This is a genomic window from Flagellimonas olearia, from assembly GCF_009184425.1.
GTDB classification, from domain to species: Bacteria; Bacteroidota; Bacteroidia; order Flavobacteriales; family Flavobacteriaceae; genus Flagellimonas; species Flagellimonas olearia.
In genome coordinates, this window is the sequence record NZ_WELG01000001.1 from 1,825,043 (window position 1) to 1,842,226 (window position 17,184).

Here is a 17,184-nt window from a genome sequence, read left to right on the forward strand (position 1 = left end):
TCTACTTAACAGTTACGCCATAAAAACAAAAAATGTCATTTTGAACCAGAGGCAAAATCCTGGAATCATTTCCCGGAGATCCACCACTTTTTTGGCTCAAAATGACACTTTATATGGTATCCTGACCTAAATTACAGTTGGAGCAGTCCGTTGGTTTTTTTAACCCCTTCGGCACTTTCCTGCATCTTGGTCTTTTCGGCATCGCTAAGCTCAATCTCAACGATTTTCTCTATACCGTTTTTACCCAACAACACGGGAACTCCAATACAGATATCATCCAATCCATATTCTCCTTCCAAAAACGTGGAACATGGGTACATTTTCTTCTGGTCACATGCAATGGCCTGCACCAATCCGGAAACCGCAGCTCCGGGAGCGTACCAAGCACTGGTTCCCAACAACTTGGTCAATGTGGCGCCACCAACTTTGGTCTCTTCAACGACCCATTGCATTTTATCTTCGGAAAGGAATTCCGAAACTTTTACACTATTTCGTGTGGCATGTTCAATTAGAGGTACCATACCCACGTCACTGTGTCCACCGATTACCATTCCATCCACATCAGAGATGGGTGCTTCAAGCGCTTCTGCCAATCTGTACTTGAAACGGGCACTGTCCAAAGCACCACCCATACCAATGATTCTGTTCTTGGGAAGACCTGTGGCCTTGTGCACCAAATAGGTCATGGTATCCATAGGGTTACTCACTACAATGATGATGGTATTTGGGGAATGCTCCAAAAGGTTGGTAGCCACAGTCTTTACAATTCCTGCATTGATTCCTATAAGTTCTTCACGCGTCATTCCCGGTTTACGTGGAATTCCAGAGGTAATTACCGCAATATCACTCCCCGCTGTCTTGGAATAATCATTGGTGGTTCCGGTAATCTTGGTATCGAAACCATTCAAGGATGCCGTTTGCATCAAATCCATGGCCTTTCCTTCGGCATACCCTTCCTTGATGTCCAACAAAACAACTTCCGATGCAAAATTTTTCATTGCAATATACTCCGCACAGCTTGCTCCAACTGCGCCTGCTCCAACTACGGTAACTTTCATGTTTATAGGTTTAAATTTTAATCGCTCAAAAATAAGGCATTTAGCCCAGAAAAAAACTGACTTTCACCAGTTTTAGTGCTTCAAATCTTGACACGTAACACAAATGGACAAAATCCATGAAATTGTTAACAAAATATGCAGTTCATCGAAGATATGGTCCAAATTGATCATTGACATCACCCAGAATACAATAGTTTCCTACAAACCTGCGTTCTAATAGTCCCAAAATCAGTTTTAACCTACTTAACCTATGAAGAAGCTCTTTTCATTGCTGGCCGTAATAGGTATTGTTGCTTTGAGCAACTGTAGCCAAATACCAGAGAACAACGATCCCATATTGGGCATCTGGGCCAACACACAAACCTCTACCATTGAGGGAAAAGGTTCCAGCACCACCCGCGAAGAATGGATTTTCAATGATGTTTACCTTGGAAGATACCAGAGCTATTCCAATTCCAAACTGGTTTTTTATACCGATTTTAAATGGTCCGAAGAAAACGGCACCTACTCCATAATTTACGGTGACCCACAGGTTACCGATATCACGGTCAATTTAGAACATGCAAGCGACCCTGAGATTTTAACCCTGGAAAATGGTTCGGTCTTTGCCACCAGGGATTAACTGGCAAGACTACCTATATGAGAATAAAAGGCCCCAACATAGTTGGGGCCTTTTTAATTGACATGGGTCAAACGGTCGGTTATATTTTCGGTTTATCTAAACCCAAAGTTTACTCCAAAGGTAAAGGTGTTGAATTCCCCTATGTTGTAATCGGCATTGAGCCTGAAAAATCCCAGTTTTAGTTTGGTGCCGACATTGGCCACCACTCCGCTAACTTTATTGCTGATTTTGAACGGGTCTTCGTAAGTGGTCTGGAATGGTCCGGACTGCACTTGGTAGGTTCCCAAAACATCCGTGTCGGATTTTCCGGTGATGTATCCCAATCCACCATAGAAATTGATTACAGGCAAGCGTGTGGACGCCACAGCGCTGAAATTCCATGAGCTGAACTTGGCATCGATACGTTGGTTTTCCCCATCAATGACATCGGTATTGGTAAAATCATATTCCCCGCTTAAATTGGTATACCCGATTACCGCGGAAATGGCAACGGGAAGTATCTTATCGGCCGGAAGGTGTTTGGTGAAATCGTGTTGGATTCCAAATCCAAAGAGACCAATCTTCACATCATCCGTATTGATTTTGGGCAAAAACCGTGCTTTCACTTCGGTTCCCTTGATGAGGCCTACGCTGGCCTGAATGTATCCTGAAGGCACAAAGTTGAGGTCCTCGGAAGCCAAACCGGACGGCAATTCAAAGTCTACGCGTTCCGTAACACCGGGAGCTATCTCTGCTTCCACGTACACCCCTACTCCCTGAATATCCCCCAAAGCGGTGGATACCAATTTGGATGTGCTTCCATCTTCAAACTGGAGGTTTTCATAATCGTTCGTATCCAGAGTGAACGCTTTTTTGTTGTCTTTGTTCTTGAATCCTGTGAGGTTTCCAATAATTGAAATCTCGAAACCGCCCAAGGGCTTTGCATCGGCCGTATTATACCATCCGTTGGAGATGCTATAAACCCCGGCTTCGGTAACTGGATTTAACCATGCTGTGGTAAACCGTTCGGCATCATCGAGCCCTGCGGCCAGAATGTCGTTGAGGTTGGATTGGGCCATTGCCAAGGAAAAATTGCACAATGACACCAAAAGAATTATTCTTTTCATTTTGTAAAATTTTTCCTAAAACTAAAAAACTCGCCTTTTTGGGGCGAGTTTTTGTTGTGAAACGGTTGTTATCTATGCATCTATGTTGGCATAGACGGCATTTTTCTCTATAAATTCCCTCCTTGGAGGCACCTCATCACCCATCAGCATGGAGAAGATTCGGTCAGATTCCGTGGCATTGTCTATAGTTACTTGGCGCAACGTCCTAAACTCGGGATTCATGGTGGTATCCCATAACTGTTCAGCATTCATTTCACCAAGACCTTTGTAGCGTTGGATACTTGCCCCACCGCTCATGGACTCAATGATTTGATCCCTTTCCTTGTCATTCCAAGCATAGCGTCTTTTGGCACCTTTCTTTACCAAGTACAATGGTGGAGTGGCAATATATACGTGTCCACCCTCAATCAATTCACGCATGTATCGGAAAAAGAACGTAAGAATCAAGGTTTCAATGTGGCTACCATCCACATCCGCATCACACATGATTACGACTTTATGGTAGCGTAGCTTGCCCAAGTTCAACGCCTTGCTATCTTCTTCGGTACCAATGGTCACCCCAAGCGCGGTATAAATATTCTTGATTTCCTCGTTTTCGAAGACCTTGTGTTGCATGGCCTTTTCAACATTGAGGATTTTACCCCGAAGTGGCAGGATGGCTTGAAAGTTCCTATCCCTACCTTGTTTGGCCGTACCTCCCGCGGAATCTCCCTCCACCAAGAACACTTCGCACTTGGTAGGGTCCTGTTCCGAACAATCCGAAAGTTTTCCAGGCAACCCCCCCACACTCATGGGGTTTTTACGCTGCACCAACTCACGGGCCTTGGCAGCTGCATGTCTTGCCTGTGCGGCCAGCTTTACTTTCTCTACAATCTGTTTGGCATCTTCAGGATGTTCTTCCAGATAATCGCTCAACATTTCAGAAACGGCCTGGCTAACGGCACTGGTCACCTCGCGGTTACCCAGCTTGGTCTTGGTCTGCCCTTCAAATTGGGGTTCTGCCACCTTTACGGACACAATGGCCGTAAGTCCTTCCCTAAAATCGTCGCCGGATATTTCAAACTTCAGCTTGTCCAACATACCGGAGTTATCGGCATATTTCTTTAGTGTGGTGGTAAGACCCCTTCTAAAACCGGACAAGTGGGTACCTCCTTCGTGGGTATTGATATTGTTCACATAAGAATGGAGGTTTTCCGTATACCCTGTGTTGTAGACCATGGCCACTTCAACAGGGATTCCGTTTTTCTCTCCTTCCATGGAGATCACACTTTGGATCAAGGGTTCACGGTTTCCATCCAGGAATTTGATGAATTCCTTCAATCCTTCTTCGGAGTGGAAGGTTTCGGAAATAAACTCTCCTTTATCGTCCTTGTGACGCTTATCCGTCAATGTAATGGTGATGCCTTTGTTCAAATAGGCCAGTTCACGCATTCTATTGGATAGGGTTTCGTAGCTATACTCCGTGGTTTGGGTGAAAATGGTGTCGTCTGGCACAAAAGTGACGATGGTACCGGTTTCATTACTGTCCCCAACACTTTTGACCGGGTACAGTGTTTTTCCCCTTTTGTATTCCTGCTCCCAAATCTTACCTTCACGGTAGACGGTTGCCTTCAAATGTTTTGAAAGTGCGTTCACACAGGATACCCCGACCCCGTGAAGACCCCCGGATACCTTATACGAGTCCTTGTCGAACTTACCCCCGGCACCAATCTTGGTCATGACTACTTCCAAGGCAGATACGCCTTCTTTTTTATGCAAGCCTACAGGGATACCCCTTCCGTTATCCTTGGTGGTGATGGAGTTGTCCTCGTTGATGACTACATCAATGGTATCACAATATCCAGCCATGGCCTCATCGATGGAGTTGTCCACTACTTCATATACCAAATGGTGCAATCCTCTGACCCCTACATCGCCAATATACATGGAAGGTCTCATACGTACGTGCTCCATACCCTCAAGGGCCTGGATACTATCCGCCGAGTACTGTTTTTTATTCGCTTCTTCGCTCATATATTCTTGTGTTTGCCTTCAAATTTTCAAATCCTACAAATATAAGTAATACCCTTATGAAATAGGCCCTTGAAGCCTCTTGAACCCCCTAAGTTATCAACAAAAAAATGTGGAAAACCAACAACTTCCCGGTCTGCACAACCAAAGCGTAACAAAAACAAAAAGCCCCTTATCCAAGGGGCTTTTCCGACTAATTGAAAATGAAACAAAACAACATCTTCCTTCTACATAATCTTAAAATTCTTATTTAACATAGGCATCGGTGTGCACATTGGCCACAGCCCTACCTGATGGGTCGTTCATGTTCTTGAAGGCCTCGTCCCACTCCAGTGCGATCTTGGTGCTACAGGCCACGGAAGGCTCTTGTGGCACACTCAACGCTGCCGCATCGGAAGGGAAGTGACTTTCAAAAATGGAACGGTAATAGTATTCTTCCTTGGACGTTGGGGTCTGGATAGGAAATTTAAAGTGGGCGTTGGCCAATTGCTCATCGCTCACCTCTTCCTGTACCATGCTCTTCAACGTGTCTATCCAGCTGTATCCAACACCATCTGAAAACTGTTCTTTTTGTCTCCAGGCCACACTTTTGGGCAAGTAGGATTCAAATGCTTTACGCACCACCCATTTCTCCATACGCTCTCCATTGATCATCTTATCTTTTGGGTTGATTCGCATGGCCACATCCATGAATTCCTTGTCCAAAAACGGAACTCGGCCCTCTATGCCCCATGCCGCCAAGGATTTGTTGGCACGAAGACAATCATACATGTGGAGCTTATCCAATTTTCGTACGGTTTCCTCATGGAAATCTTTTGGACTTGGTGCCTTGTGGAAATACAGGTACCCACCAAAAAGCTCATCAGCGCCTTCTCCTGACAGGACCATTTTTATTCCCATAGACTTAATGACCCTGGCCATTAGATACATGGGCGTGGAGGCCCTAATGGTGGTAATATCGTAGGTTTCCAAGTTATAGACCACATCCTTGATGGCATCCAAGCCTTCTTGAATGGTGAATTTTATTTCGTGGTGTACGGTCCCTATATGATCGGCCACTTTTTGGGCAGCGGCCAAATCCGGCGAACCTTCCAATCCTACCGAGAAAGAGTGCAATTGTGGCCACCATGCATCGGCAGTATCACCAGACTCAATACGCTTTTGGGAATATCTTTTGGCGATAGCGGAGGTAACCGAGGAATCCAATCCTCCGGACAATAGAACCCCATAAGGCACATCGGACATCAACTGACGGTGCACCGCATCTTCCAAAGCTTTTTTCACCTCGGCAATGCTGGTCTCGTTTTCCTTAACGGCCTCATAGTCCATCCAATCCCTCTGGTACCATCTTTTAAATTCGCCATCGGAGCTGTGTAAGTAATGTCCGGGAGGAAAAAGCTCTATTTTGGAGCATGTTCCTTCCAAAGCTTTCAATTCCGAGGCCACATAAAAGGTCCCGTTCTTGTCCCATCCAATATATAGGGGAATAATTCCCATGTGATCTCTGGCGATGAAATATTCATCCTTCTCACTATCATAAATGGCAAAACCAAAAATGCCGTTCATCTCATCGATAAAGTCCACTCCTTTTTTCTGATAGAGTGCCAAAATCACCTCACAGTCGGATTCAGTTTTGAACTCGTACTCTCCTTCAAACTGTTTTCTGAGTTCCCTATGGTTATATATTTCGCCATTGGCAGCCAAAACCAGCTTGCCGTCGGCACTGAACAAAGGTTGCTTTCCTGAAGCTGGATCTACAATGGCCAATCGCTCATGGGCCAAAATAGCTTTGTCATCTGCATAAATTCCACTCCAATCCGGACCTCTGTGCCTAACTTTTTTTGACATCTCCAGTAATTGTGGTCTAAGTACCTCTGTACTTTCCTTCACATCAAATGCGCATACAATTCCACACATAAATCGAGTATTAGTAACAATTTCTATGCAAATATGACCCTATATGTTTTCAAATAAAATAAATAATCAATATTTAATTTCATTATGTTACATTTAAGTAGATATATAAGACGTATTGAAAGCACATATTGGGTTTTTATTGAAAAATTGAACACTTTGTAAGGTTCCTAAATTTTAACGTCTCTTTATTAAAACAGCTTGTGTTTACATCCTAGTTTTGAAAACAACTAAAATCGCAATCATGAAAAATGTATTCTTATTTACTTTTTTAACCTTGGCGTTGGTATTTACTTCTGAGCTAACGGCACAGAACTTCAGTGGATTGGACAAAAGTCCGGCCGATATTGCCACCTATCCTACCAGCTATAGGGAATCCGACAAAGCCATAAAAGTCATTTACAGTCGTCCTCAATTGAAAGGACGCAGCATTTCAGAGCTTGCCCCTGCCGGAAAGGTATGGAGGACCGGAGCCAACGAATGCACGGAAGTCATTCTGTACAAGGATGCCAACATTGGTGGAAAAACCGTTAAAGCAGGTACCTATTCGCTTTTCACCATTCCCGGTGATGACGAATGGACGGTTATCCTGAACAGTAACTTGAACCAATGGGGTGCCTACTCGTATGATAGTGCTGCCGATGTGGCAAGGGTTACCGCAAAAGCCGGTACCGATGATGAGGAATTGGAGGCTTTTTCCATCACTTTTGAGGATGAAGGCGACATGGTCTTGGGATGGGGAACCACCCGTGTTTTCTTGCCTATCAGCTATTAAAATCCATTGCTATGAAAAAGGAAAAGGAGGCATAAGCCTCCTTTTTTTATTTCACTTGTTTTCCCGCAACATAAACTTGATCTGCCGTCAGTTGGGGAACCTGCTCTATGGGAACGCTCATAATATCCTCACTCAAAATCACAAAGTCTGCAAGTTTCCCGGGTTCTATGCTCCCCTTCTCTTGTTCCTCAAAGTTGGAATGGGCCGCCCAAATGGTCATTCCTTTTAAGGTTTCTTCACGGGACAGGGCGTTTTCCATTTGAAATCCTCCTTCGGGATAGTTATTGACATCCTTCCGGGCCACGGCAGCATAAAAGGTTAGGAACGGACTCACTTGCTCTACGGGAAAATCAGTTCCCAAAGCCACCGTTCCCGCTTTGTCCAGTAACTCTTTGAAGGCATAGGCCCCTTTTACGCGATCTGGCCCCAAACGGTCCTCGGCCCAATACATATCGCTGGTGGCATGGGTAGGTTGTACGGATGGAATGATTCCTTTTTCAAAATAATCGAAATCCACAGGAGAGATTACCTGTGCATGTTCCACCTTCCAACGACGGTCTTGTTTTCCTTCCAAGGCCTTTTCATAGGCCCGTAGTACCACTACATTGGCCGAATCCCCAATAGCATGGGTATTCATTTGATAATCCGATGCTGCAATACGCTCTGCCAGAGCCCCAATCTGGTCTACCGGAGTGACCATGGCCCCATAATGGCCAGGCTGATCGGAATAGGGAGCCCTTAGCGCCGCCCCTCTAGACCCCAATGCACCATCACCATATACTTTTACGGAGCGTACATTCAATTTATCAGTTTTAATGATTCCCTTGTTCAGGAAATAATCCAAGTTGTCCGGAGAACTGCTCACCATGGCGTATACCCGAATGGACAAATCCCCAGCTTGCTGCAAACTATCAATGAGCTCGATGGTCCCTCGGTCCAAACCAGCATCATCCACTGTGGTCAATCCATAATCGAAACATAATTTTTCGGCATCCTTTAGCGCCTGGATTTGAGCTTCCCTTGCAGGTTCTGGCATAATGGCATAGACCATTCCCATGGGACCATCCACCAAAACCCCTGTCAATTCCCCATCTTTTTTGATGATATCACCCCCTACAGCCTTAGTTTCCGAAGTGATTTCGGCCAAATCCAAAGCCTTTTGGTTGACCAAAATTGCATGTCCGTCAATTCGGTTCAGTACAACGGGCGTATCCGGAAACAATTCATCCAATCTGTCCTTAGTGGGAAACTCCTTCACTTCCCAATCGTTCTGGTCCCATCCCCTTCCGTAAATAAAATCGGCTGGGCGTTCTTTTTGAAAGGCCACCACCTTATCCAATATTTCCTCAAAACTGGTGGTCCCTACCAAATCCACTACTTGTTGGTTTAGTCCCAATGCATAAAAATGGCAATGGGCATCAATAAAACCGGGAACAATGGTCTTGCCTTTGGCATCCAGTTCTTCCTTGGCGGTATATTTTTGATAGATGTCCGCAGTTTCCGTCACGGCCACAAATTTTCCATCTTTGATGGCCATACAACAGGCCTTGGAAAAATCGCCATCAACGGTATAAATATTGGCATTGTAAACAATTAGGTCCACTTCTTCTTTTGGGTTACAGGCCAAGAAGAAACCTATGGATAACAGGAGGATATACTTTTTCATGGAACGGATGGTTTCCTCCAAAAATAGAAAATGTAGGGAATATTCAAGGGTTACTCATCCACAAACTCGGTCATCACGAATTCCACCCGGCGATTTCTTCTTCGGGCTTGGTCCGTAAGGGTAGTGTCCAAGGGCACTTTGTCCCCATATCCTTTATAGGAAATCCTATTTTTTTCGAGGCCAAGCCCCAAAAGGTATTTGGCCACACTACTGGCCCGCTCCTTGGATAGGACATCATTATAGGAATCGGAACCCAAATCGTCCGTATGCCCACTGATGGATACTTTGAGGTTGGGATGTTTTTTCAGGTATTCAAACACATCCTGAAGGCTTTGCTTGGCCTTGGGCTGTAGATCAAACCGGTCAAATTTAAAATTGACATGATCCAGCACATAGACTTCATTGGGTTGGTATTCGGGACCTAAGTAAGTTAACGAAATATCATCCAAATAGTAATAGGCATAGCCTTCCGCATTGGAATCGTTGTTTTTAAAATCGAGATAATGTGTTGCGGCATTGCTCATGAAATTCCCCAGAATTAGGTGTGTTTCAAATCCTTTGGCCACAATATCCATGGTAAGCTCCGTCCAATCTTGCCGGTCATCATAAAAATGGGGTGCAGAAAACTGCTTGATATGGGTGGTCTGCACAATCTGAGACGTCAACGCTCTGTGGGAAAGTTGCCTTTTGGTATGGATGGACAGGGGCTTTTCCGCAAATACGGCACCCATATCCATTACAGCCCCATCCGATTTTTCGGAAAGGCTCATGACCAATCGCAACCGATATCGATGTCCTTTTTGCAAGGTTTCGGTCAAGGGTACTTGAATGTATTCCCTGTAATCCTTTGGGGCATACAGATACATTCCTGCATAAGCAGTGCCCTCAAATGCCTCCTGTTTCCCTTTAAAGTTCATGGGGATGCCCAATTTGGTCCTGCTACATTCGTTGAAATAGTCCGTGGTTCCCAAGGTAGGTGCGCTCCAATGTTCCGCATCCTTGTTCAGGTTACTCATTTTAACGGGACAGGTCTTGTAATCCTCAAAACCACCATTACGAACCAAGTTCTGGGCCTTTGTTGAAGAAAACATCAGCACAAGGCTAATGGAAAGCACTATGTGAAAGTATCGTAACTGCATGGTGTTCCAATTAAATTGGAGCAACCAATCATGGTACACATTTGGGACTGGCGCAAGATTTACAACGCCATTTTTAACAAATTATTGCGTATTTACCTACAAATCAGAAGTCAAACTTGTATGACACCCCTGCCAACGCCTGAAAGCCCTGCACCCTAAAATTGGCCCATCTTTGGTAATCGCTATTGGCAATATTGGAGGCTTTCACAAAGACCGAAAGCTGCTCATTGATATGGTATCCGGCATGGGCATTGGCATCAAAAAAGCTATCCAAAGTAACTATGGCCGACGGAAACTCAAACGGCTCCGCTCCCACGGTCGCCTGCGATACCAAATCATCGCGCTCACCTACATAGAACAGATTGGCCCCAAAATACCATTGCTCATTGATCTGATAGTCCATGAACAAAGAGCCCTTTATGGTGGGCAGGTTCCAAGCAGGATTATCCGTTTCGGTATCGTAGTCATAAAATTCTGCATTGACGCCTAAACTAAAGTTACGATTGACATCCACGTTCAACTCCCCAAAAATGCCCAAAGTTTTTACATCATCATAAAAAACCTGGAAGGAATTGCCATAGTAATAGCTTTTTTCATCGTCCCGAAGCAGGTTCTGCGGATTCAAGAAGAAAAGTGGTTTTCCGTTCTCTGCCGTGTACGACCCCTTGATGTTATACCCAATATTGGAAGTCAACTGTCCTTTGAGTCCCACATAGCCTTCATACTGCTGGTCGGTGGGCATTACACTCAATGTGGGTGACACATAGGGGTTATCCATTACAAAATCGTGATAGGAATTTTGTTTCAGTTCGCCCTCGATTCCTCCATAGGCGATCACGTTTTCGTCCAACACCCTGTAAGAAGCTGTAACCGCCGGGTAAATATAGAAATTGCTATCGCTGTTTTCCGTATCCAATCCATATACAAAACTGGCCCCGAGGTTTACGGTAAGATCATCCCTTAAAATCAAAAGGCTTGGGGTGACCCCTGCTTGCAATTGACTATAGTTGATTTCTCCGTCATTGGCCGTATTGTTCAGGGAGGCATTCTTGAAATTTCCATTTACAAAATCCACCTTGGCCCCAATGGTCACCAGTTCTTCGGTAATGGGCAACTCCAAAGTGGGCTTGATGACCACCCGGTTCTCCCCGGATTCAGTGGCATCCCAAAAGCGGCGCAACAAGATATTTCCGGTCTTGAAGAATGAATCCTCCATATTGAGATGCGCCTTAGCCTCAGCATTGAAATAATTTTGCTGTTCGTCCATGGCGGCCACGGTAGTTTCATCGAACGCATCATTCTGGATACCGTACCAATTGTAGAGTTGATGCTGCAATCCAATGCTGGCACCCCAATCCATATATCGGTCCTTTTTGGCGTAGGAGGCGTTCATTTTGGTGTTGTAAAAATCGGTTTCCAGGGGGGTTGAATCCAAATCCCCACGGGAAGATTGATGGGTCAGTCCAAAATCCAACAAATCCTCTCCCCGATTAAATTCTCTGCTGGTGTACACATCCACAAGGGCATTGTTATAGTTGCCCAACCCTACCGAAGCATAGGAGTTGTACAAGGTGGGTGGCGGCGTCCGCTCCACTCCCGAGGCTTTTCCTTTGGCCGGGGTGAAGGTCGAGGCCACAGGGACCGAAAAAATACTGTAATCGATTTTCTTCTTTTGCAGTACTATGGAATCATTGAGATTGGGGGCCGACTTTATCTTGAAGGCATCCGAAACGGTGGGGGAATACGGTTTTACCACCGTTACCGTCTCCGTACCAATGTCATCGGTTTCTTGGGCGACAACGATTCCACAAAGGCTCAAAAATAGTAGTGAAAATATATAGGTTCTCTTTTGCATGCTGTGTCTCGATTTAATTTCCGTTGGGGTCTACTGAAGAATTGCTTTCGGCTTGTTTGGCCTTGATCACGGTGAGCTCCCCTTTGGCTTCGGCCACGATTTCATCAAACTCGGCAAAGTTGCTGATCACACTTTCCAAGATATAGGTGGCCTGGAAGGCATCGCCCAAATTGTAAAAGTTCTTGGCCATGATCACCAGTCCTTTACCGCCCCATTGCTTATAGGCTGAATAGTCTTTTGCCAATTTTTGCACGGCTACATTCGAGCCCTCAAAATCCTGTTCTTGGTTCTTGAAATAGGCATCGTAATACCAAGCTTCGGCCGCCAATTCACCGGTGGCAATTTTCTTCACATCTTGATACGCGGTCTTGGCCAAGGCCTCATTGTTGGTTGCGATGGCAGATCGTGCTATCATGATTTGGGCATCACTCTTGATTCTATCATCAATTTTGGGCGCTTTCAACACCTTTTCCGCATAGGCAATGGTCTGACGGTAATCTTCCTGCCCATAATACCCTTTCATCAAATTGGATTGGGCAAAGGTTCTGTTTTCCACAATGTCCGCCCTGCTTTCCAACTGTTTTAGATAGGGAATGGCACTTTTGTAATCTTGCTTTTCCACGTAGATTTCGCAAACGCGGGTAAGGGCCTGTTCGGTGTATTCCCCATTTCCACTATTGGCCACCGCCTGATATTTGGGTAGGGCCTTGTCCTTTTCTCCTTTGGAGAAGTACAATTGGGCCAATGAAAAATTGGCGTTTTGGGCGTGGAGTCCGTTGGGAAATTCCTTTAAATAATCTTCATATCCCCGAATGGCGGCATCGGTTTTCCCTTCCACATATTTTCGGTCGGCCGATTCAAAACTGGCATTGTCCAGCTCAGCGTCCGTGACTTCCACAAAATCCAGATTACGGGCCCAAGCGGCGTACTCACTTACCCTACCTTCGTCCACATAGACCAATTTGGCCGTGGCCACCGCCTGTTTGGCCTCTGGGGTATTGGGATACTTCTGGACCACTTCCTTGAGCTTGTCCAATGCTTGTTGGTTCCTACTGGCATTGTAGTGCACCAATCCCTGCCTCAACATTCCCCGAGGAGCGAACTTGCTCTGTGAATATTCTGAGACAAGTCGGTCATAGGTTCTCAATCCTTCGTTTTCCTGGCCATTTTTGATCAAGGAGTTCCCCAATTCAAAAAGGGCATCGTCCCGCAAGGTAGAAGATGGATATCGCCTTAAAAATTCGTTCAAGCCTTCAATTTTGGCCGAATTGTTCCCCAAAAATCCGCTACTAAGTGTTTTCTGAAAGGCGGCATAGTCCCGCTCCGGTCCGTTCATTTTGGAAGATTCGTCATAGGCCCTCATGGCCAATTGGTATTTGCTGGTCACAAAGTAGCTGTCCCCCAACCGCAAATAGCCATCGTTCTTCCGTTGTTCATCAAGGGCATTGGAATTGACCACATTTTTGAAATATGAAATGGCGTTGTTGTAATCCTTCAACTTAAAATAGCAGTATCCCAGATTATAATCCAGTTCTTGATACTCGGGCATGGATCGGGCCGCTGGAAGACTTTGGAGTTTTACAAAATCTGCCAAAGCTTCCTCAAAACGGTTCAATCTATAGGCCGATTCTGCCTTCCAATACAGGGCTCGAGCTTCAAATCCTTTATTTTCCGCGCTCCTCAACGATTTGGAAAATCGTTCCGAAGCGGCCTCATAATCTCCATCGATAAAGAGTTCCACCCCACGATAGAAAGCCACTTTTTGGTAGGTCTCCCTACTCGCGTAGTTTTTATTTTCCTCCAACAGCTGCATGGCTCCCTCAAAATTTTTGGAAGTGATATAGGAATCCACCAAAAGTTCTTGGATTTCCAACTGATGGGCATCTTTTGGATAGGTTTCCAAATATTGGGTCAGTACCTGTGGAACAGGTTCGTAGGCATTTCCAACTTCATAACTGAGCCTTGCGTAGTTGAGAAAGGCATCTTTTTGGATTTCTGGACTGAAGTCCATTTGGGAAGCATTCCGGAAGGCATTGAGGGCCTCCGGTTTCCTATCCAGTTTCAAGTAGCATTCCGCCAAGTGATAATAGGCATTTTGGGAGACATTGTTGTTGCCCCCTATAATTTTATTGAACTGTTGGATGGCATTTTCATAGTCACCTTGTTTATAATGACTGTAACCCAACAGATAGTAATCCGTGTTGCTCCATTTCCCCCTTTTGCCCTTGTATTCTTCCAAATAAGGAATGGCTGCAGCATATTGTTCCAGGTTGAAATAGCTTTCCCCAATAATTTTATTGAGTTCGGAAACTTCTTGCCGGTTGGACTTGGGCAATTGCTTTTTGGCCATGGCAATGGCCTCCTCAAATTTCCCCAGTTTAAAATTCAGGTCCGCTTGGTAATACGATAATTTTTCGTTTAGCACATCCTGATCGGTAATCTGGTCGAAACGTGCGGTGGCCTGATCATAGTCATCTTGCTCATAGGCGATGTAGCCCAAATAGTACTTGGCCTGCGATCCATATTTTTGGGAAGTGCTCACCTTGTTCAAATAGCGTTCGGCCTCTTGTGGTCTTTTTGAAGCATAAAGGGCATATCCGTTATTGAAATTGAACCGTTCCCTATCTGAATACGCCATGGATGATTCGTCTACTTTCTTATACCATTTTAGGGCATAGGGGTATTTTCCGGTCTCGAAATAGTAATCGGCCACATCCAAAAATGCGGAATTCCGTTTGGTAGAGGTGGGATAACGCTCCACAAAATCCTCCATCATTTTATCGGCTCCGCGTTGGTTCAACCGGATGGCGGCATTGGCAGCATAGTAAGCGCTATTGGCCTCGGTCTCTTGATCCTTGGTGCTGGCCTTTACCGTCTCAAAGATGGTCTGTGCCGCTTGGTACTGTTGGTTGTTGTACAGTGCCAAGGCATCTTGGTACGCTTTGTTTTCGTGGGTATATACTTTGGTTTCCTGTGCCGAAAGCACAAAAAAAGTTCCCAATACCATGGGAATAAGGAGAAGGTTTTTTCGATTCATAGTGTTCTACGCTGTTCTCGACTAACTTTTACCATAACGTCAAAATTTGAGCCAAAGTATGTTTGGCCCGTAATATGTCGAATTTATAAGGGTATTCCTTGGTGGTTTTTCAAGAATTGCTACTTTTGGTTCCAAAGCTCAATTACCTCTAGAGCTTTCATACCTCAAAAATAACAATGTCATCAACATCTTGTCCAAGTTAAGGACAATCTGTGGCGTTTTTTTTTGTTTTCATAGTTCAACCTCACTATACCGATCAAGGGCCACAACCTCTTTTTGTCTTTGATTTAACACGTTGCTCATTTTATGTTTAATCCAATACGCAAAGTCATGACTTATGCCATTATTCTTTTTATCGTACTTCTTTTGTTGGTCATTTTTTTGTTCAACAATTTAATCGCCAAAAAAAACAAGACCCACGAGGCTTATAGCAGTATAGATGTTATGCTGAAAAAACGAACGGACCTGATTCCCCAACTGGTAAAAACAGTCAAAGGGTATATGGTCCATGAACGGGAGACCCTTTCCGAAATCACCAAATTACGGGAAAAAATCGTGACCCAAAACCTTACCGATGAAGAACGGTTGAACCTAGAAAGCCAAATGAACCAAATGTTGGGAAAACTCCATATAGCCGTTGAAGCTTACCCCGATTTAAAATCGAGTGAAAACTTCTTGCTACTCCAGTCCAGTTTAAACGAAGTGGAAGAACAGCTCTCTGCCGCAAGAAGGACTTATAATGCAGCCGTGAATGCCTTTAACAATGCCTTGGAAATGTTCCCATCCAACTTTATGGGCAAAATTATGGGGTATTCCCCAAAAACCTTTTTCATCATTGATCCCTTGGAAGCGGAACTCCCAACAATCTCCTTTGACTAAAATTTTAGGACTATGGACTTTACCACCACAAGAAAAAAGTTCCTTCCCATATTAGAAAAGGCAGAGCGTCTGCGCAAGCGCTATCGATTCTTTAAAATTGGCAGTGCATTGTTCATTGTCATCATTCTCTTGGGATCTACCTCGTTACCAATGGTTCTTTACACCAACAATGCCACTTATCTCAAATGGATGACCAAGCTTTCCGAAGCCCATTCATGGTTTTCCTTCCAAACCTTCATGGTGCTGTACTGGATTCCATTTTTTGTGTTTTTGACCACTTCGCAACGCTATAAAAACAAGTATAAAAAGGTGGAAAGGGAAATCCTCAAAACCCTTCTCACAAAAATGGCTCCGGGATTTGCATTCAATGAAAACCTACAGATCACTTCCAAAGAAATAGAAGCTAGCAAACTGATTACAAACTATCTACAGGTTGCTACCACAAAAAGCCATACACAACACAAGGTCCATAACCTCAACTTTGGCCTCTTATCAGGAAAAATAGGAGATACTTCCATAAAGATTGGAGATGTAAAAATCCTTAATCAAAGTCTTTACGGTTCCTATCTTATGTACATCCCCTTTTTCACACATTTTTTGTTGTTCTCTACTTATCTGAGACCATGGCTTTCCAAAAAACATAGTTTTGAACAAACTGGCAGTAGTTTCTTGGGCATGTTTGCCATTATGGACTTCAACAAGAAATTCAACGGCACCACCATTGTTCTTCCCGATCGGTTTGAAAAAAAAGTGGGGTACTTTGCCAAGACCATTCAACAATTGAACCTCAACCGAGACTCACTGGTTGAACTTGAAGACCCTGAGTTTGAAAAAGAGTTTGTGGTCTACAGTAATGATCAAGTGGAAGCGCGCTATATCCTGACCCCTTCCCTGATGCAACGAATCACGAACTTAAAAAGAAAGGTCAACAAATCCATTATGCTTTCTTTCAAGGAAAACAAGTTGTACATGGGAGTTCAGCATCCCCATGGCTTTTTCAGTTTGAACGAAAGCAAAAACTTGACCACCTCCAATGCCATTGAACTTTTTTATGAAGACATCAACGCCGCCATGGACATTGTAGAAGATTTGAACCTGAACACCAAAATCTGGGCACAATGAC

The 17,184-nt window shown here is 44.5% G+C and carries 12 protein-coding genes; 4 read left to right on the top strand and 8 right to left on the bottom strand.

The genetic code is table 11. The features are described 5' to 3' along the window. Nucleotides 1-131: 131 nt before the first annotated feature. Nucleotides 132-1,058: a malate dehydrogenase gene (gene mdh, locus F8C76_RS08050; protein ID WP_152131213.1), complete on the bottom strand. Its 927-nt coding sequence runs from the start codon at nucleotides 1,056-1,058 to the stop codon at nucleotides 132-134. Nucleotides 1,059-1,308: 250 nt separating this feature from the next. On the opposite strand from mdh, the gene F8C76_RS08055 reads away from it, so the two are divergent. Continuing rightward, nucleotides 1,309-1,680, top strand: coding sequence for a hypothetical protein (locus tag F8C76_RS08055; protein WP_152131214.1), 372 nt, complete (start codon nucleotides 1,309-1,311; stop codon nucleotides 1,678-1,680). Between the two features lie 92 nt (nucleotides 1,681-1,772). Here the strand turns inward: F8C76_RS08055 and F8C76_RS08060 are convergent, their stop codons facing one another. From F8C76_RS08060 to asnB, 3 genes are all read right to left on the bottom strand, one after another. Beyond that, nucleotides 1,773-2,786: a DUF6588 family protein gene (locus F8C76_RS08060; RefSeq protein WP_152131215.1), complete on the bottom strand. Its 1,014-nt coding sequence runs from the start codon at nucleotides 2,784-2,786 to the stop codon at nucleotides 1,773-1,775. Nucleotides 2,787-2,858: 72 nt separating this feature from the next. Further along, entirely contained in the window at nucleotides 2,859-4,799 is a 1,941-nt protein-coding gene (gene gyrB, locus F8C76_RS08065; protein ID WP_152131216.1) for a DNA topoisomerase (ATP-hydrolyzing) subunit B, read from the bottom strand. Nucleotides 4,800-5,042: 243 nt separating this feature from the next. Beyond that, nucleotides 5,043-6,713, bottom strand: coding sequence for an asparagine synthase B (gene asnB, locus F8C76_RS08070; protein WP_152131217.1), 1,671 nt, complete (start codon nucleotides 6,711-6,713; stop codon nucleotides 5,043-5,045). A gap of 241 nt (nucleotides 6,714-6,954) precedes the next feature. On the opposite strand from asnB, the gene F8C76_RS08075 reads away from it, so the two are divergent. Continuing rightward, nucleotides 6,955-7,485 carry a DUF2911 domain-containing protein gene (locus F8C76_RS08075; RefSeq protein ID WP_152131218.1) on the top strand — a complete coding sequence of 177 codons (531 nt, stop codon included), beginning with the start codon at nucleotides 6,955-6,957 and terminating at the stop codon, nucleotides 7,483-7,485. Between the two features lie 46 nt (nucleotides 7,486-7,531). Here the strand turns inward: F8C76_RS08075 and F8C76_RS08080 are convergent, their stop codons facing one another. From F8C76_RS08080 to F8C76_RS08095, 4 genes are all read right to left on the bottom strand, one after another. Further along, a complete protein-coding gene (locus F8C76_RS08080) occupies nucleotides 7,532-9,151 on the bottom strand; it encodes an amidohydrolase (RefSeq protein WP_152131219.1) in 1,620 nt (539 codons plus the stop codon). Nucleotides 9,152-9,201: 50 nt separating this feature from the next. After that, on the bottom strand, nucleotides 9,202-10,290 hold the full coding sequence (locus tag F8C76_RS08085) for an OmpA family protein (RefSeq protein ID WP_152131220.1): 1,089 nt from the start codon (nucleotides 10,288-10,290) through the stop codon (nucleotides 9,202-9,204). 103 nt (nucleotides 10,291-10,393) lie between these two features. Next, nucleotides 10,394-12,145, bottom strand: a complete 1,752-nt coding sequence (locus F8C76_RS08090; RefSeq protein WP_152131221.1) for a TonB-dependent receptor — start codon at nucleotides 12,143-12,145, stop codon at nucleotides 10,394-10,396. Nucleotides 12,146-12,158: 13 nt separating this feature from the next. Next, nucleotides 12,159-15,182, bottom strand: coding sequence for a tetratricopeptide repeat protein (locus F8C76_RS08095; protein WP_152131222.1), 3,024 nt, complete (start codon nucleotides 15,180-15,182; stop codon nucleotides 12,159-12,161). A 330-nt stretch (nucleotides 15,183-15,512) separates the two neighbouring features. Between F8C76_RS08095 and F8C76_RS08100 the strand changes: the two genes are divergently transcribed. Then, on the top strand, nucleotides 15,513-16,061 hold the full coding sequence (locus F8C76_RS08100) for a LemA family protein (protein ID WP_152131223.1): 549 nt from the start codon (nucleotides 15,513-15,515) through the stop codon (nucleotides 16,059-16,061). Between the two features lie 12 nt (nucleotides 16,062-16,073). Beyond that, the gene (locus F8C76_RS08105; protein WP_152131224.1) at nucleotides 16,074-17,183 is read left to right on the top strand and encodes a DUF3137 domain-containing protein; all 1,110 of its coding nucleotides are present in this window, start codon (nucleotides 16,074-16,076) and stop codon (nucleotides 17,181-17,183) included. Nucleotide 17,184: the final 1 nt, after the last annotated feature.